The sequence below is a fragment of the Sphingomonas ginsenosidivorax genome, from assembly GCF_007995065.1.
GTDB classification, from domain to species: domain Bacteria; phylum Pseudomonadota; class Alphaproteobacteria; order Sphingomonadales; family Sphingomonadaceae; genus Sphingomonas; species Sphingomonas ginsenosidivorax.
In genome coordinates, this window is sequence record NZ_VOQR01000001.1 from 2,106,129 (window position 1) to 2,123,195 (window position 17,067).

Genomic DNA, 17,067 nt, shown 5'->3' on the forward strand with positions numbered 1-17,067 from the left:
GACCCGGCGAGGACGATCGCCGGGTCACCACCGAGTCCGCGCCAGATCGGCGAGATGGACCGGAAACGACAGCAGCAGCGGCACCGCGATCCAGCGCCAGTCGAGCCCGGTCAGCGCCGCGCGCAACGCCAACAGCATCAGCACGCCGGGACCCAGCCGCAGCACGACGTCGACGGCGGCTGCGCGCTTTGCAATCAGCCAGATCAGCTCGACGCCGATCACGGCCAGGACGATATCGACCGCGTGACCCGTGGCGAACAGCCAGGTCAAAACGGCGCGTTCAGCTGCACGATCGTCCAGTTCAGATATCCGGCGAACCCGACCCAGAGCAGATAGGGCAGCAGCAACGCCGCCGACACGCGCGAATGCCGACCGCCGACCACCATCAACAGCGCGACCGACAGCCACAGCGCGACGACCTCGACGACCGCCCAGTCGGGCCGGTGCAGCCGGAAGAACAGCAGGCTCCACAGGATGTTGAGGAAGCCGTTGAGTGCGAACAACCCGAGCAGCCATTCTCGCGCGCGCCAGGTCGGCGCCGCCAGCCACCCCGTCACCCCCGCCAACGCGGTACATGCATAGATCGCCGTCCACGCAACACCATACGCCACGTCCGGCGGCGCCCAGTCCGGCTTGGCCAGCGCCTGATACCAGGGCCCGGTATCCGTGATCGTCGCGCCGACCAGCGCGACGATGCCCGCCAGCATCGCGGCGATGACGACCGGGAAGACCCACATCCGGCTCATGTCGCGGTCTGCATCAGGTGGCGCATGTCCTTCAGGAAGATGCGGCAATAGGCGAGCGGCCGCGCATAGATCAGCCGCTTGTTCATGTACGCGTGCCAGGTCAGCTGCTGCACGTCGCGGTCCGCGCACATCGCGACGAACCGCTCGCGGCGCCGGTCGTTGCCGTACCAGAAATACTGCATCATCCCGAGAATCCGGAACACCAGGCCGTGGCTGCGCATGAACGACCGCCGCGCCTGGCGCAGCGCCTTCGGATTGCCGCTCGCCAGGAACGCGCCGACCGCCGCCGCGGCATCGCGCCCCGCCACCATCGCATAATAGATCCCCTCGCCAGAGGCCGGCGCGACGACCCCCGCCGCGTCGCCCGTGACCAGCACGTCGCGGCCATTGTCCCAGCGGCGCAGCGGCCGCAGCGGGATCGGCGCACCTTCGCAGCGCAGCGTCTCGCACGCGTCGAGGCCCGTGCGCGCGCGCAGTCGGGCCGTCGCCTCGCGCAACCCGAAGCCCTTGTTGGCACTCCCGACGCCGACGCTGACCGTGTCCCCATGCGGAAAGATCCAGGCGTAGAAATCGGGCGACAGCGCGGCCTGGTAGAACACGTCGCACCGGCTCCTGTCGAACGCGGCGCCGGGCGGCGACCGGACGATCTCGTGATAGGCGTAGACGCACGGCACGCGCTCGGCATCCTCCAGCGCATCGCTCGCGACGCGCGATCGCGCGCCATCCGCGCCGAGGACGCACCGAGCCCGTACGCGCACCTCCGCACCGCCGCGCACCTCGGTATAGCAGACCAGCGCGCCACCATCCGCGTCGCGCACGATGCGATCGAACACCCCGGTCCGGCGCTCGGCGCCTGCCAGCATCGCGCGGGCGCGCAACCATTCGTCGAAGCTGGCCCGATCGACCATCCCGACATAGCCCCCCGCCCCGCTCGGATCGACCGGCATGTCGACTGCACGGTTGGACGGCGCGATCATCCGTGCCGACACCGCGCGCCCGACGATCAGATGATCGGGGATCGCAAAGTCGCGGATCAGCCGTGGCGGGATCGCGCCGCCGCACGGCTTGATCCGTCCCGCGCGGTCGAGCAGCAGCACCGATCGCCCGGCGCGCGCCAGATCGGTCGCCGCGGTCGCGCCCGCCGGCCCTCCGCCGACCACGACGCAGTCATAGGTCATGTCGCCAGCGTCCGCACCGCCACGCGCGCGTCGCGGCTGCGGCCGGGCGCGCGGATCGCAAGTGTCGCGGCGACGAGGAACAGCAGCGCCTCTGTCAGGAAGACGATCGCGAACGTGCCGCCCGTCGATCCGGTCCAGGCGCGCCCGACATCGACGCCGACCGCGCCGATCAAGCCGCCCAGGCCGAAGGCGATCGCCTGCGCCGCGCCCCACACGCCCATGCGAAGGCCTTCGCGCCCTTCTCCCCCGCTACCTCCGGCTAGCGCCATCATCGTGCCGATCGCCGACACCGCGAACACGCCATTGGCGAACCCGAGCAACGCGATCGTGCCGGCGAGCGGCCAGCCCGGCCCGGCGCGCGCGGCGAGCGCGAGCCCGACCAATGCGCAGGCCGATCCGATACACCCTGCCGCAGTCCAGAGCCGGAGCCGCGCCGCCCCCCCTCCGCCGGACGTGCGCCCGGTGAACGCGCTGCCTCCCACGCCCGCCAGGATCATGCCGCACAGCACGCCGCCATGCTGCACGCCCGACAATTGCGTCGACTGCCCCGGCGTGAACCCGAACATCAGCCCGGCGAACGGCTCGAGGATCAGGTCCTGCATCGAATAGGCGAGCATCGACAGGAACACGAACGCGGTGAACCGGCGCGCCTCGGGATCCGCCAGCATCGCGCGCAGCGCCGCGCCGAACGATGTCCCCGGCGCTACGTCCGGCGCGGGCCGTTCCGGCGGCTGCCCTTCGACGCCCCACACCGCCAGTGCGGCGAGCAGCACCGCGCCGCCCGCGACGACCCCGGCGACGATCGCCAGGCGCTGCAGCGAGAACGGGTCGATCAACGCCCCCGCGACGCCTGCCGTCACCGCGATGCCGGCGACCATCATGATCCAGGTGATCGCCGCCGCCGCGGCGCGCCGTTCGGGCGTGACTCGCGTCGCGAGCAGCGCCAGCAGCGACGTTCCCGCCGCCCCGACTCCCGCGCCGATCATCGCGAAGGCGAGGATCGCGACCGGCAGTCCGGCGCCCGAGCCGCGCGCGAGCAGCGACACCGCCGCCACCGCGAGCATCGCGCCGAGCGCCAGCGTCGCCATCCCGACCAGGATCAACGGCGTCCGCCGCCGCCCGCGATCCGACCCATGGCCCCAGGCCGGTCGCGACAGCTGTACCGCATAATGCCAGGCGACCAGCCCGGCGGGCAGCGCGGCGGGAAGCGCATATTCGACCACCATCACGCGGTTGATGAGCGACGTCGCGAGCATCACGATCGCCCCGATCGCGCTCTGCACCAGCCCGAGCCGGACGATCCCGCCCCAGCCGAGCCCGCGGCTCATAACCCCGCCACCCCGCCGAGCCCGAACGCCGACGCCAGCATCCCCAACACGTACAAACTCGTCCCCGTCGCGTTGTACCACGGCGTGTTCCCCAGCGGATCACGCAACAGCCTCCGCATCAACACCACCTGCCCCACCAGCAAAACCGCCACGATTCCGCCGATCAGCCGGTGTCCCCAGGCGAGTTGCAGCGCAATCACCAGCACCTGCGGCACGGCCATCACGACGCAGGCGAGTCGCGCCGCGCCGTCGACGCCCAACACCACCGGCAGCGAGCGCAGGCCCATCGCCCGATCGCCGTCCACCGCCTTGAAATCGTTGAGCGTCATGATCCCGTGCGCGCCGAAACTGTAAAGCGCGAGCACGACCAGGACAGCGCCGCCAGGCCAGGCCCCCATCATCGCTGCGGCGCCGGTGAACCAGGTCAGCCCCTCATAGGTCAGCGCCACTACCGCCGGACCCCATACCCCGCTGGCCTTGAACCGGAACGGGGGCGCGCTGTACCCCCAGGCGCAGACCAGCGCGAGGCAGGTCGCGCCGAACACCAGCGGCCCCATCGCCCGGGCGACGAGCAGCGACAGCAGCGTTCCCGCGATCGCGATCCACAATCCCCACTGCCCCGCGATGCGGCCCGACGGGATCGGACGCCCGGGTTCGTTGATCGCATCAACGTGCCGGTCGAACCAGTCGTTGACCGCCTGACTCGTCCCGCACACCAGTGGACCGGTCAGCAACACGCCCGCGACCAGGAACGGCCAGCGCTCTGCGACCGGCACGCCCGACGACACCACCCCGCACATGAACGCCCAGATCGGCGGAAACCATGTCACCGGCTTGAGAAGTTCGAGGACGTCGCGCGCTGCCGGAAGCGACGTGGCGATACCGGGGGCGGTCGACCTGTCCATCGCGCGAGGCTATGTTATGACAAGCTCAAACGTCAAATTAAATTGACACTTATCCGTCGCTAAAACGGCAAGTCCGAAGTCAGCTGTCGCCGGACACCAGGTTCCCCAGCCCATGCCGGTGCAGTTTCGAATAAAGGCTCTGCCGACTGACACCGAGCACCTCGGCGGCCGACGCGCGATTGTCGGACGTGTAGGCCAGGGCCGCCTCGATGCAGAGCCGCTCGATCAAGTCCGTACTCTCGCGCACGATCTCCTTCAGCGACATCCGGCCGACCAGCTCGGTCAGTTGCTCGACCGAGCGCGGCGTATCGTTGGAAACGATCGGCGGCTGGCGCAGCCGCCGGCCGACATGGCGGATCGTGAAGCCATAGCAGTCGTTGCCCGCCATCGGCGCGACCACTCCCGACACCTCGATCTCTGCCTGCGCACCGGCCGTGCCGCGCAGGATCGTCGCGACGTTGCGCACCGCCCCGTGTTCGCGCAGCTGTGCGACGATCAGCTCCAGATCGATACCCGGACGCCCCAGCCACGAGCCCAGCCGGACACCGATCACACGTTCGATCGACGGCATCTCGGCCAGCTCGATAAAGGCCGCGTTGGCGGTGAGTATCTGCAACTCGCGATCGACGAGCACGAACGCATCGGGCATCCGCTCGACCACCTCGCTCAGCGTCGCCTCGTACCGGTTCGTCGGCTCGGTTGACTCCACGAACTCGATCCGCACGATCAGCAGCGGCTGGCGCGCTTGGCGGAACAGACGCGCGGACAGCCGGGCCTCGGCACGGCGCGCGCCGAGCGGCACCAAGATCGGCGCGACATCGTCGGCAGCCTCTGCAGCGCCCAAATGCGCGATCAGGTCGTCGCGGCTGGCAGGGTCGACGATTGTGTTAACGGTGTTGCCAACGAGCGCACCGTCGGCGGCGTCAAGCAGCGCGTGTGCAGCGGGGTTCGCCTCGCGGATGCGCCGCGTCTCGGCATCGACGATCAGCACCGCATCGGTCGCCGTGTCGAACAACAGACGATAGCGGGTCTCGGCCTGGCGCAGCCGGATATAGTCCCGCTCGAGCGACTGCTGCGTCTGCAACAGCCGTTGCTGCATCGCCGCCGCGGCGCGCAAGTCACGTCCGATCGCGATCAGCCGGTCGTCCTGGCCCAGCGTCATCACGATATACCGGATGGGCACATCGCCGCCGGCCACCGCGTGGTTGATCTGTCGCCAGCGCGGCGCGGCACCGGTCGTCGCAGCCTCCAGCATCTCGGCGACCTTCGCCCGGCTTTCGACCGTCATCGTATCCGCCCAAGGCCCGCCGACCATGTCGGCAAAGCCGTGATGCGCGAGATCGCCATGCGACACTGCGACGTCGAGCACGGTCCCGTCGGCCGACAGGATGAACGCCAAGTCACCGACCGCGGCGAGCAGGGATGCAGCCGTCCCCGCCGAGAGCACGCCGGGAACGACGTCAGGCTTGGTAAAGGCCGTTACGGCGGACGCCGCTACGGACGACGAGGCGATAAGCTTGGTCATCGACGAGCGTCACGCTCCCGTAAGCACCGGTTAACTACACGCCGCGGCCTCCCGTTCGCGTTGGCGGACGAGTTTTGCGGCGACCTCGAGCGCCAGTTTCGCATCGCTGGCCGTTCCATCCGCTCCGACTTGTGCGGCTAGGCCCGGGTTCGCGCTGAAAATCCTGCCACCGACCATGATGCAAACCCGCGAATTCGAAGAAATTTTCCGCAGCGCAGCGATGTTTGAGGCAAGGTCGGCGATATGGCAGTCGCAACTGATCGTCAATCCGATCATGTCGAACCAGCCATGCCCGGCACGGTCGAGCAAATCGCTCCTGTGCGCCTCGCAGATCCGATCGGTCGACCAGCCGGCGCGACGGAATACTTCGTCGATCACCACCGTCCCAAAACTATGCTGGTCGCCCGGCATCGACGCGAACAGCGCGCGGTAACGATGCTGCGTCCCGACGCGATCCGCCGGCGCGCGGCTGGCGATCTCATGCACCACTTCCTGCAGGCGCCAGAGCCCCATCGTGACGTCGACGAAGTCGCAGCGGTCGTCTTCCCAATATTCGCCGAGCAACCGCGCAGTCGGGGCGAGCAGGTCGACCATCACCGTCTCCACGGTCACGCCGCGGTCGAGGATATCCTCGACATGCGCGAGCAGCGCATCGGCATCAACGCGCATCACCAGCGGTGCCAGCGCCTCGATATCGGCATCGTCGAACGACCATTCACTGTCGGATACCGCCAGACGCTCGGCGTCGACCGCGTGCGCGGCCATCAGGCGGGGGATGATCTCGCCTTCGATCAGCGCCGAGAGTGAGCGCGCATAGTCGCGATCGACATGAATGCGGAAGCTTTCAAGTTCTTCGCGCGCGATTGTTAAGTGATGCTGTCGTATATCGCCGGTCGTACCACGATCGCCGGTCGCATAGTGGGTCATCGACGGCATCACCGGCTCTCCCCAGCCTGGTTGACACGCTAGCTCTACTGGCCGTGCATTCGTGTCTTGTGCCGACCAGCGACTCGAAACATATCCCGGAAGCGATAACTGTACAACAAATTCGCTACGCCGCACCGCAACACGTGTCATATTTTCTGAACGTCCAATTTATTTGACACTTCGTTGGGATTACGCGTACCTTTCGCTCATCAGGCAGGTGGGCATCGGGCATGCGATCGGGCGGATCTTCCCTAACGGAGCAACGGGCGGCAGCGCCGCTCTACACGCCCGAGCAGCGCCGCCGCCGCGACTCGACTCGCTGGACGCTGGTGCAGGGTATCCTCGCCCCCGTGCAGTTCCTGGTCTTCCTGATAAGCCTCACGCTAGTGCTGCGCTATCTCGCGACCGGTACCGGCGCTAGCGCGGCGACCACGTCGATCGTGGTCAAGACCGGCGCGCTGTACGCGATCATGATCACCGGTTCGATCTGGGAAAAAATCGTGTTCGACCGCTGGCTGTTCGTTCCCGCCTTCTTCTGGGAGGATGTGTTCAGCATGCTCGTGCTGGCGCTGCACACGGCCTATCTGGTCGCGCTGATCGCGGACCTGGGCACCGAGCGCGGGCGCATGCTGCTCGCGCTGGCCGCCTATGCGAGCTACGCGATCAACGCCGCGCAATTCCTGCTCAAGCTGCGCGCGGCGCGGTTGCGGGGATCCACGGCGACGCTGGCGGTGGCAGGGTGACCCCGGCCGTGCCCGCGCTGCTGCCCCTCCCGCTGCCCGGCTGCGAATCCGCACCGGTGCTGCGCGAACGCGGGCAGCGCGAGGTGTTCTGCGGGCTGACCGGCATCATTTGGTTGCACCGCAAGATCCAGGACGCGTTCTTCCTCGTCGTCGGGTCGCGGACCTGCGCGCATCTGCTCCAGTCGGCGGCGGGCGTGATGGTGTTCGCCGAACCCCGCTTTGCCACCGCGATCATCGAGGAGCGCGATCTCGCCGGCATGGCCGACTGCAACGAGGAGCTCGATCGCGTCGTCGACCGGCTGCTCGCACGGCGGCCCGAGATCAAATTGCTGTTCCTCGTCGGCTCGTGCCCGTCGGAGGTCATCAAGCTCGAACTGTCGCGCGCAGCAGCGCGGTTGTCGGTCAAGCATGCCGGCATCACCAAGATCCTCAATTACTCGGGCAGCGGGATCGAGACGACGTTCACCGAAGGCGAGGATGCGTGCCTCGCCGCGCTGGTCGCGGATCTCGACAGCGATACGCGCGCCGCGCCCAGCCTGATGATCGTCGGTGCGCTCCCCGACGTCGTCGAGGACCAGTTCCTGCGGCTGTTCGCCGAGCTCGGCGTCGGCCCGGTGCACTGCCTGCCCGCGCGGCATGCCGGCGACATGCCGCCGGTCGGGCCGAACACGCGCTTCCTGCTCGCGCAGCCGTTCCTCGGCGAGACCGCGCGCGCGCTCGAGGATCGCGGTGCGACCCGGCTAGACGCGCTGTTCCCGTTCGGGGCGGAGGGCACGACGCACTGGCTGCACGCCGCGGCGCAGGCGTTCGGGATCGACGAACTGCACTTCCGCGGCACGATTGCGCCGGCCCGCGAGCGCGCCAAGCGCGCGATCGCCCACTCGCGCGAACGACTGGCCGGCAAGCGCATCACCTTCCTGCCCGACTCGCAGCTGGAGATCCCGCTCGCGCGCTTCCTCGCCACCGAGCTCGGCATGCAGCCGGTCGAGGTCGGTACGCCCTATCTGCATCGCCGCCATCTCGCGCACGAACTCGCGCTGCTCCCCGCCGACACGCTGATCAGCGAGGGCCAGGACGTCGACCGCCAGCTCGACCGCGTCCGCGCCACTCGCCCTGACCTGACGGTCTGCGGGCTCGGCCTTGCCAACCCGCTCGAGGCCGAGGGGCTGACGACCAAATGGGCGATCGAGCTGGTGTTTTCGCCGATCCACGGTTTCGACCAGGCGGGGGATCTCGCCGAACTCTTCGCGCGTCCGCTGCGGCGGCGCGACGTGTTGCGGGTATGAACCGCTCCCTTCCCGTCATCCCAGCGAAGGCTGGGATCTCTCGCGGCGGCGCGGCGCGCATGCCTCACGAGACCCCAGCCTTCGCTGGGGTGACGAGGGATGCATGGGCCGGGACACCGCCATGCAACTGACCGTATGGACCTATGAAGGCCCGCCCCATGTCGGCGCGATGCGGATCGCGACCGCGATGGAGGGCGTGCATTACGTGCTCCACGCGCCGCAGGGCGACACCTATGCCGACCTGCTGTTCACGATGATCGAGCGTCGCAGCAAGCGCCCGCCCGTGACTTTCACGACCTTCCAGGCACGCGATCTCGGCAAGGACACCGCCGCGTTGTTCCAGACCGCGACGCGCGACGCCTATGCGCGTTTCGAGCCGCAGGCGATGCTGGTCGGCGCCTCGTGCACCGCCGAGCTGATCCAGGACGATCCCGCCGGCATGGCACAGGCGATGGGACTGCCCTGCCCGGTCGTCGCGCTCGAACTGCCGAGCTATCAGCGCAAGGAGAATTGGGGCGCGGCCGAAACCTTCTACCAGCTCGTCCGCACGCTGGCCGACAAGACCGCCCGCCCCGCGCCGCGCGACGGCCGCCGCCCGCGCGCCAATCTGCTTGGGCCGACCGCACTCGGCTTCCGCCACCGCGACGACGTGATCGAGATCACGCGGCTGCTGGATACGCTCGGCGTCGACGTCCATCTGGTCGCCCCGCTCGGCGCTTCGCCCGCCGACCTCGCGACGATCGGCGCGGCGGACTTCAACATCCTGCTCTACCCGGAGATCGGCGACACCGCGGTGCGCTGGCTCGAAAGGACGTTTGGTCAGGCAACCGTGCGTACCGTGCCGATCGGCTATGCCGCCACACGCGCCTTCGTCGCCGAGGTTGCGGCGGTCGCCGGAACGGACGGAGCCGGAATCGGTACCACGCCCGGCACGTCGAACCTGCCCTGGTGGAGCCGGTCGGTCGACTCGACCTATCTCACCGGCAAGCGCGTCTTCATCTTCGGCGACGCCACCCACGCGATCGCCGCGGCGCGCGTCGCGCGCGACGAACTCGGGTTCGAGGTCGTCGGGCTCGGCTGCTACAACCGCGAATTCGCGCGCGACCTGCGCACCGCCGCCGCGCTCTACGGCGTCGAACCGCTGGTCACCGACGACTATCTCGTGGTCGAAGAGGCGATCCAGGCGCTGCAGCCCGAACTGGTGCTCGGCACGCAAATGGAGCGACACATCGCCAAGCGGCTGCGCATCCCCTGCGCGGTGATCTCCGCACCGGTCCATGTCCAGGACTTCCCCGCGCGCTACTCGCCGCAAATGGGGTTCGAGGGCGCGAACGTCCTGTTCGACACCTGGGTCCATCCGCTCGTGATGGGGCTGGAAGAACATCTGCTGACGATGTTCCGCGACGATTTCGAGTTCTCCGACGCCAGCGGCGCGAGCCATCTGGGCGGTTCTTCTCCCCTCCCGCCTGCGGGAGGGGTCGGGGGAGGGCCTGTCGAACTCGCCGCCGCGACTGAAGTAACAGGCCCTCCCCTAGCCCCTCCCGCAGGCGGGAGGGGGACATGGTCGCCCGAGGCCGAGCGCGAACTCCTCAAAATCCCGTTCTTCGTCCGCGGCAAGGCGCGCCGCAACACCGAACGCTTCGCCAGCGAGCACAACCTCACGACGATCACCCTGGACACCCTCTACGACGCAAAGGCGCATTATGCCCGCTAGCGCATCCTCCGCTTCGCCGCTCTCCAGGCCGCTCCGCGTCGTGATCGTCACGCTCGACAATCACCTGTCGGGGGCCGCGGAACGCGCCGCCGCGCGCTTCGCCGGCAACGGGTCGGGCATCACGATCGGGTTCCACGCCGCCGCCGACTGGGACCGCGATGGCGGCGCGCTGGGTCGCTGCATCGCCGATATCGGTCGCGGCGACATCATCATCGCGACGATGCTGTTCCTCGACGATCATATCCGCGCAGTCCTGCCCGCGCTGACCGCACGGCGCGAGGCCTGCGCAGCGATGATCGGGCTGATGTCGGGCAGCGAAGTCGTCCGGCTGACCCGGCTCGGCGACTACCGGATGGACAAGCCCGCGCGGGGGCCGCTCGCGCTGCTCAAGCGGCTTCGCGGATCGAGCAAGCCCGGCGCGTCGTCTGGCGCGGGGCAGATGAAGATGCTTCGACGGTTGCCTAAGATGTTGCGCTTCATCCCCGGCACCGCGCAGGACGTCCGCGCGTATTTCCTGACGCTGCAATATTGGCTGGCAGGCAGCGACGACAATGTCGTGGGCATGATCCAGGCGTTGGCCAACCGCTATGCCGGACACGTCGCACGCGCCGAGGCACCGCACGACTATCCCGAGGTCGGCGTCTATCATCCCGCGCTCAGCCACCGCATGGGCGAGCATGTCGACGCCCTGCCCCGCGCGAGGGGCACGCGCGGCACCGTCGGCGTGCTGCTGCTGCGATCCTATCTGCTCGGGCGTGACACGGGCCATTATGACGGCGTGATCGCCGCGCTCGAGGCGCAGGGCCTGCGCGTGATCCCGGCGTTCGCGAGCGGCCTCGACTCGCGCCCCGCGATCGAGCGCTTCTTCGTGGCGGACGGGGTGCCGATCGTCGACGCACTGGTATCGCTCACAGGGTTCAGCCTGGTCGGTGGTCCCGCCTATAACGATGCCGAAGCCGCCGAGGCGATGCTGGCGACGCTCGACGTGCCCTATGTCGCGGCGCACCCGCTCGAGTTCCAGTCGCTGCAGCAATGGGGCGCGAGCCGCCAGGGCCTGTTGCCGATCGAGGCGACGATGATGGTGGCGATCCCGGAACTCGATGGCGCAGTGCTGCCCAGCGTGTTCGGCGGCCGCGCCGACGGATCCGGCGCATGCACCGGATGCGGCCGCCGCTGCACCTTCCCCGCCTCGGGCCTGACGCGCGAGATGCGCACCTGCCCCGAACGCGCCGAGGCGCTGGCCGGCAAGCTCGCCAAGCTCATCGATCTCCGCCGCTCCGACCGCGCGACACGGAAACTGGCGATCGTGCTGTTCAACTTCCCCCCCAATGCCGGCGCGACCGGCACCGCGGCGCATCTGGCGGTGTGGGAATCGCTGCACGCGACGCTCGGCACCCTGGCGGCGGAAGGCTATGCGGTCGAGGTCCCCGCCGATGTCGATGCGATGCGCGACGCGGTGCTGCACGGCAACGCCGCGCGCTACGGCGCCGACGCCAACGTCCATGTGCGCATCCCCGCCGACGATCATGTCCGCCGCGAACCGCATCTCGCCGCGATCGAGGCGCAATGGGGCCCGGCGCCTGGCAAGCAGCAGAGCGACGGCGGATCGATCCATGTGCTGGGCGCGCAGTTCGGCCAGGTTTTCGTCGGGATCCAGCCTGCCTTTGGCTATGAGGGCGATCCGATGCGGCTGCTCTTCGAAGGGCGTTTCACCCCGACGCATGCGTTCAGCGCCTTCTACCGCTGGTTGCGCGAGGACTTCGGGGCTGACGCAGTGCTGCATTTCGGCACGCACGGCGCGCTGGAATTCATGCCGGGCAAACAGACCGGAATGTCCGGCGATTGCTGGCCCGAACGACTGATCGGTGACCTGCCGAACGTCTATCTCTACGCCGCGAACAACCCGTCCGAGGGGCTGATCGCCAAGCGGCGGTCGGGCGCAACCTTGGTCAGCTACCTCACGCCGCCGCTCGCCGAGGCCGGGCTGTACAAGGGGTTGAACGACCTCAAGGCGTTGCTCGAGCGGTGGCGGTCGTCGCCGTCGGACGACGAGCGCGCGACGCTCGATCCGATGATCCGCGCGCAAGCCACCGCGCTGGACCTGACACCTGCGCCGATCCGCGACGCCCCGTCGGGGCCGGTGTCGCTGGTACAAGCCGTGCCGACCCCGGGCGACGACGTCTGGGACCTGAACACGCTGTCCGCGCGGCTGTACGAGGTCGAGCGCGAACTCATTCCCCACGGACTGCACGTCCTCGGCACGCCGCTGTCCGAGCAGACGCGCGCGCAGATGATTGCCGCCGGGGCGGACGCCGACCTGTCGCCCTTGAATGGCGAACTCGCCGCGGTCGTCCACGCGCTCGACGCGCGCTATGTCCGCCCCGCGCCGGGCGGCGACGTGTCGCGCAACCCGAAGGTGCTGCCGACCGGGCGCAACATCCATGGCTTCGACCCCTTCCGGATTCCCGGCAGCTTCGCGATGACGCAGGGCATCGCGCAGGCCGAACAGGTGATCGCGCGCCACACCGCCAGCGGCGCCGCCTTCCCCGAGACGCTGGCGATGGTGTTGTGGGGCACCGACAATCTCAAATCCGAAGGCAGGCAGATCGCGCAGGTGCTCGCGCTGATCGGCGCGCGCCCGCGGTTCGACGGCTATGGTCGGCTGTCGGGTGCGGAACTGATCCCGCTCGTCGAACTGGGGCGGCCGCGGGTCGACGTGGTCGTGACGCTGTCGGGGATCTTCCGCGACCTGCTGCCGCTCCAGACCCGGATGATCGCCGAAGCCGCGTGGCTCGCCGCGAACGCCGACGAACCACTCGACCGCAACTTCGTGCGCAAACACAGCCTTGCCCATGCCGAACGCCACGGCTGCGACCTCGAGACTGCGGCGTTGCGTGTCTTCTCCAACGCAGAGGGGGCGTATGGCGCGAACGTCAACCTGCTGATCGACGACGGCGCGTGGACCGATCCCGACGAGATCGCCGAGGTGTTCGAGCGGCAGAAGGGCTATGCCTATGGCCGCAGCGGCAATCCGGCGCGCCAGGCCGAGCTGTTCAAGAGCGCGCTCGAGGGGGTCGAGCTCGCCTATCAGAATCTCGACTCGGTCGAACTCGGCGTCACCGACATCGATCACTATGTCGATGCGCTCGGCGGCATCAGCCGCTCGATCACCCGGGCGAAGGGCAAGGCCGCGCCGATCTACATCGTCGACGCGACGCAAGGCGCCTCGAAGGTCCGGACGCTGTCCGAACAGGTCGATCTCGAAACGCGCACGCGGATGCTCAACCCGCTGTGGTACGAGGGCATGCTCAGGCACGGCTTCGAAGGCGTCCGCAATATCGAGGCGCACGTCACCAACACGGTCGGCTGGTCTGCGACGACCGGCGAGGTCAGCCCCTGGGTCTATCAGCGGATCACCGAGACCTTCGTGCTCGACGCCGAGATGCGCGAACGCCTGGCAACGCTCAACCCGAAGGCGTCGGCGCGCGTCGCCTACCGGCTGATCGAGGCCAGCGACCGCAATTTCTGGGCGCCCGACGCCGAAACACTCGCAGCCCTCCACGCCGCCAGCAACGAACTCGAAGACCGCCTCGAAGGCATCACCGCGGTGGCGGCATAAGGAACAGACAATGGCCCTGCTCGATCCCCCGGCCCGCACGCGCGACAGGATTGGCCTCGACGGCGACGGGAGCGTGCAGGTGACGCTCAACCCCGCCGACCGGATCGGCAGCGCGAAGGTGTTCGCGGTCTATGGCAAGGGCGGGATCGGCAAGTCGACGACCTCGTCCAACCTGTCAGCCGCCTTCTCGCTGCTCGGCAAGCGCGTCCTTCAGATCGGTTGCGACCCCAAGCACGACAGCACCTTCACGCTCACCAAGAAGCTAATGCCGACGGTGATCGACGTGCTCGAGACGGTCGAGTTCCACGCCGAGGAACTGCGCCCCGAGGATTACATGTTCGAAGGCTATAACGGCGTGATGTGTGTCGAGGCGGGTGGTCCGCCGGCGGGCACCGGGTGCGGCGGCTATGTCGTCGGGCAGACGGTGAAGCTGCTGAAACAGCATCATCTGCTCGAGGAAACCGACGTCGTGCTGTTCGACGTGCTCGGCGACGTGGTGTGCGGCGGGTTCGCCGCGCCGCTGCAGCATGCCGAGCGCGCGGTCGTGGTGGCGTCGAACGACTTCGACAGCATCTTCGCAATGAACCGCATCGTCGCGGCGATCAAGGCTAAGGCGAAGAACTACGACGTGCGCATGGCCGGGGTGATCGCCAACCGCTCCGCCGCGACGGACGAGATCGACCGTTTCAATGCCGCCACGGGGCTGAAGACGCTCGCGCATTTCCCCGACCTCGATGCGATCCGCCGCAGCCGGCTCAAGAAATGCACCTTGTTCGAGATGGAGCAGACCCCCGAGGTCGCCGCCGCCTGCGACGAATACAAACGCCTCGCCGCGACGATGTGGACCGGCTGCCCCGCACTCGATGCCGAGCCGATGAAGGACCGCGACATCTTCGAATTCCTGGGGTTCGAGTGAGATGTCGACGGCGACCTACACCCGGTTCCGGTCCGACCTGGAAACCTATTTCGACCGCACCGCGTCGAAGGCGTGGGAGCAGCTCACCTCGGACGCGCCGGTGAGTGGCATCCGCGCCACCGTCCGCGCGGGCCGCGATCGGATGCGCGACACCCTGTTGTCGTGGCTCCCCGCGGACCTGAGCGGCCGCCGCCTGCTCGACGCAGGTTGCGGCACCGGTGCGCTGGCGGTCGAGGCGGCAAGGCGCGGCGCGTCCGTCGTCGCGATCGATGTTGCGGGTAGCCTTGTTGATATCGCGCGCCGGCGGGCGCCGGCGGGGCTCGCGATCGACTGGCGGGTCGGCGACATGCGCGACACCGCGCTCGGCCGGTTCGACCATGTCGTCGCGATGGATTCACTCATCCATTACCCCGCGTCCGACATCGTCGATGTCGTGCGGACCCTGGCCCAGCGGACCGACGGGTCGATCGCCTTCACTTTCGCGCCGCAGACCCCGCTGCTGATGGCGATGCTCGGTGCCGGCCGGCTGTTTCCGCGCAGCGACCGCTCGCCCGCGATCCTGCCAGTCCGCGACGTCCGGTTGCGGACGCTCCTACGGGGCGCGCTGCCCCAGGCGCGCCTCCACCGCGACCAGCGGATTTCGGCCACTTTCTATACCAGCCACGCGCTCGAGGTGCTGACGCGGTGAGTTATCTGACCGCCCTCAAGGCCTCGCTGGCCCGTCCGGCGAGGCAGCCCCGTCGGCAGCTCGAAAGCCTGCGCACCGGGGCGTTCTGGAATCGTCTGGGCACTCGCTTTTTGCCGTTCGCCGATGCCGCGACCGAGGACCTGCCGCTCGGCCGTATTCTCCGCCTCTCGCTGTTCCAGGTGTCCGTCGGAATGGCGGCGGTGCTGCTCACCGGCACGCTCAACCGCGTCATGATCGTCGAGCTCGGCATGTCGGCCAGTGTCGTCGCGGCGATGGTCTCGCTGCCGCTGCTGTTCGCGCCGCTGCGTGCACTGATCGGTTTCAAGTCGGACCACCACGCATCGCTGCTTGGCTGGAAGCGCGTCCCCTATATCTGGTTCGGCACGCTGTTGCAGTTCGGCGGGTTGGCGATCCTGCCGTTCGCGCTGCTGGTGATGTCGGCAACGGGGTCGCCGGTCGCAGGCCAGGTCGCCGCGGCGCTCGGCTTCCTGATGGTCGGCGCGGGGATGCATACCACGCAGACCGCGGGACTGGCGCTCGCCACCGATCTCGCGCCCGACGAGGCGCGGCCACGGGTCGTGGCTTTGCTCTACGTCATGCTGCTCGCCGGCATGATGGTCAGCGCGATCGTCATCGGCCGGCTGCTCGCCGATTTCACCCCGACCAAACTGGTCCAGATCGTCCAGGGCGCCGCCGTGCTGACGATGATCCTCAACCTCGTCGCGCTGTGGAAGCAGGAGGCGCGCAGCCGTGTCGCCACCGCGCGTCGCGAGGACAGCCCGTCGTTCGGTGCGGTATGGGCGATCTTCATCGCGCGGCCGCGGACGATGCGGCTGCTGGTCGCGGTCGGCCTGGGTGCGGCGGCGTTCAGCATGCAGGACGTCCTGCTCGAACCTTACGGCGGGCAGATCCTGCAGCTGTCGGTCGGCGCGACCACGTCGCTGACGGCATTGTGGGCGGTCGGCATGCTCGTCGGGTTCGCGCTCGCGGCGAGCCGGCTTGGCGACGGGGACGATCCGCACCGGCTGGCAGGCTTTGGCGGCGTGATCGGAATCGCGGCGTTCCTGTGCGTGCTGTTCGCCGCACCGCTCCACGCGGTTGCGCTGCTGCGCATCGGCGCCACGCTGATCGGGTTCGGCGGCGGGCTGTTCTCGGTCGGCACGCTGACCGCGGCGATGGCGATCAGCGACGAACAGACGCTGGGCGGCCGCACCGGTCTCGCGCTCGGCGCCTGGGGGGCCGTGCAAGCGACCTGCGCGGGGCTGGCGATCGCGATCGGTGCGTTCGTCCGCGACCTGGTATCGGCCGCGGCGGTCGCGCGCGACCTGGGGTCGACCCTCGCCGATCCGGCGACCGGCTATGCCTGTGTCTACGCGATCGAGATCCTGCTCCTGCTGGGCACGCTGGTCGCGCTCGGGCCACTCGTCCGCGGCAGCACCGCGCCGCAAACCCGCTTCGGCCTCAGCGACTTTCCGATCTGAAAGGGCACCCC

General features: G+C 68.7%; 14 protein-coding genes. 7 read left to right on the forward strand and 7 right to left on the reverse strand.

Features of this window, described 5'->3' with window-relative positions:
* Window positions 1-24: 24 nt before the first annotated feature.
* From FSB78_RS09510 to FSB78_RS09540, 7 genes are all read right to left on the reverse strand, one after another.
* Window positions 25-270, reverse strand: a complete 246-nt coding sequence (locus FSB78_RS09510; protein ID WP_147082168.1) for a hypothetical protein — start codon at window positions 268-270, stop codon at window positions 25-27.
* The gene (locus tag FSB78_RS09515) at window positions 267-746 is read right to left on the reverse strand and encodes a TspO/MBR family protein (protein ID WP_147082169.1); all 480 of its coding nucleotides are present in this window, start codon (window positions 744-746) and stop codon (window positions 267-269) included. The genes FSB78_RS09510 and FSB78_RS09515 overlap by 4 nt, the downstream gene beginning before the upstream one ends.
* The gene (locus tag FSB78_RS09520) at window positions 743-1,924 is read right to left on the reverse strand and encodes a geranylgeranyl diphosphate reductase (RefSeq protein ID WP_147082171.1); all 1,182 of its coding nucleotides are present in this window, start codon (window positions 1,922-1,924) and stop codon (window positions 743-745) included. Before FSB78_RS09520 ends, FSB78_RS09515 begins: the two co-directional genes overlap by 4 nt.
* On the reverse strand, window positions 1,921-3,252 hold the full coding sequence (locus FSB78_RS09525) for a BCD family MFS transporter (RefSeq protein WP_147082173.1): 1,332 nt from the start codon (window positions 3,250-3,252) through the stop codon (window positions 1,921-1,923). The genes FSB78_RS09520 and FSB78_RS09525 overlap by 4 nt, the downstream gene beginning before the upstream one ends.
* Window positions 3,249-4,157 carry a chlorophyll synthase ChlG gene (gene chlG, locus FSB78_RS09530; RefSeq protein ID WP_147082176.1) on the reverse strand — a complete coding sequence of 303 codons (909 nt, stop codon included), beginning with the start codon at window positions 4,155-4,157 and terminating at the stop codon, window positions 3,249-3,251. The genes FSB78_RS09525 and chlG overlap by 4 nt, the downstream gene beginning before the upstream one ends.
* Before the next feature lie 79 nt (window positions 4,158-4,236).
* The gene (gene ppsR / locus FSB78_RS09535) at window positions 4,237-5,682 is read right to left on the reverse strand and encodes a transcriptional regulator PpsR (RefSeq protein ID WP_147082178.1); all 1,446 of its coding nucleotides are present in this window, start codon (window positions 5,680-5,682) and stop codon (window positions 4,237-4,239) included.
* A 30-nt stretch (window positions 5,683-5,712) separates the two neighbouring features.
* On the reverse strand, window positions 5,713-6,618 hold the full coding sequence (locus FSB78_RS09540; protein ID WP_158637990.1) for a cobalamin B12-binding domain-containing protein: 906 nt from the start codon (window positions 6,616-6,618) through the stop codon (window positions 5,713-5,715).
* Window positions 6,619-6,839: 221 nt separating this feature from the next.
* Here FSB78_RS09540 and bchF point away from each other — a divergent pair, with 221 nt between their 5' ends.
* The 7 genes from bchF (at window position 6,840) to FSB78_RS09575 (ending at window position 17,056) form a co-directional block, all read left to right on the forward strand.
* A complete protein-coding gene (gene bchF / locus FSB78_RS09545) occupies window positions 6,840-7,352 on the forward strand; it encodes a 2-vinyl bacteriochlorophyllide hydratase (RefSeq protein WP_147082182.1) in 513 nt (170 codons plus the stop codon).
* Window positions 7,349-8,638, forward strand: coding sequence for a ferredoxin:protochlorophyllide reductase (ATP-dependent) subunit N (locus FSB78_RS09550; RefSeq protein WP_242008160.1), 1,290 nt, complete (start codon window positions 7,349-7,351; stop codon window positions 8,636-8,638). The genes bchF and FSB78_RS09550 overlap by 4 nt, the downstream gene beginning before the upstream one ends.
* A gap of 121 nt (window positions 8,639-8,759) precedes the next feature.
* Window positions 8,760-10,352 (forward strand): ferredoxin:protochlorophyllide reductase (ATP-dependent) subunit B, encoded by a 1,593-nt coding sequence (bchB, locus tag FSB78_RS09555; protein ID WP_147082184.1) that lies wholly within the window; start codon window positions 8,760-8,762, stop codon window positions 10,350-10,352.
* Window positions 10,342-13,971: a magnesium chelatase subunit H gene (locus FSB78_RS09560; RefSeq protein WP_147082186.1), complete on the forward strand. Its 3,630-nt coding sequence runs from the start codon at window positions 10,342-10,344 to the stop codon at window positions 13,969-13,971. Before bchB ends, FSB78_RS09560 begins: the two co-directional genes overlap by 11 nt.
* A 10-nt stretch (window positions 13,972-13,981) precedes the next feature.
* On the forward strand, window positions 13,982-14,887 hold the full coding sequence (gene bchL, locus FSB78_RS09565; protein ID WP_147082188.1) for a ferredoxin:protochlorophyllide reductase (ATP-dependent) iron-sulfur ATP-binding protein: 906 nt from the start codon (window positions 13,982-13,984) through the stop codon (window positions 14,885-14,887).
* Between the two features lies 1 nt (window position 14,888).
* Window positions 14,889-15,575, forward strand: coding sequence for a magnesium protoporphyrin IX methyltransferase (bchM, locus tag FSB78_RS09570; RefSeq protein WP_147082190.1), 687 nt, complete (start codon window positions 14,889-14,891; stop codon window positions 15,573-15,575).
* Window positions 15,572-17,056: a BCD family MFS transporter gene (locus tag FSB78_RS09575; RefSeq protein ID WP_147082192.1), complete on the forward strand. Its 1,485-nt coding sequence runs from the start codon at window positions 15,572-15,574 to the stop codon at window positions 17,054-17,056. Before bchM ends, FSB78_RS09575 begins: the two co-directional genes overlap by 4 nt.
* The last annotated feature ends 11 nt before the right edge of the window (window positions 17,057-17,067 follow it).

Bases quoted from the DNA above. Each gene is read 5' to 3' on its own strand.
- FSB78_RS09515 (WP_147082169.1), bottom strand. From the start codon at position 746: ATGAGCCGGATGTGGGTCTTCCCGGTCGTCATCGCCGCGATGCTGGCG.
- FSB78_RS09520 (WP_147082171.1), bottom strand. From the start codon at position 1,924: ATGACCTATGACTGCGTCGTGGTCGGCGGAGGGCCGGCGGGCGCGACC.
- FSB78_RS09525 (WP_147082173.1), bottom strand. From the start codon at position 3,252: ATGAGCCGCGGGCTCGGCTGGGGCGGGATCGTCCGGCTCGGGCTGGTG.
- chlG (WP_147082176.1), bottom strand. From the start codon at position 4,157: ATGGACAGGTCGACCGCCCCCGGTATCGCCACGTCGCTTCCGGCAGCG.
- ppsR (WP_147082178.1), bottom strand. From the start codon at position 5,682: ATGACCAAGCTTATCGCCTCGTCGTCCGTAGCGGCGTCCGCCGTAACG.
- FSB78_RS09540 (WP_158637990.1), bottom strand. From the start codon at position 6,618: ATGCCGTCGATGACCCACTATGCGACCGGCGATCGTGGTACGACCGGC.
- bchF (WP_147082182.1), top strand. From the start codon at position 6,840: ATGCGATCGGGCGGATCTTCCCTAACGGAGCAACGGGCGGCAGCGCCG.
- bchB (WP_147082184.1), top strand. From the start codon at position 8,760: ATGCAACTGACCGTATGGACCTATGAAGGCCCGCCCCATGTCGGCGCG.
- FSB78_RS09560 (WP_147082186.1), top strand. From the start codon at position 10,342: ATGCCCGCTAGCGCATCCTCCGCTTCGCCGCTCTCCAGGCCGCTCCGC.
- bchL (WP_147082188.1), top strand. From the start codon at position 13,982: ATGGCCCTGCTCGATCCCCCGGCCCGCACGCGCGACAGGATTGGCCTC.
- bchM (WP_147082190.1), top strand. From the start codon at position 14,889: ATGTCGACGGCGACCTACACCCGGTTCCGGTCCGACCTGGAAACCTAT.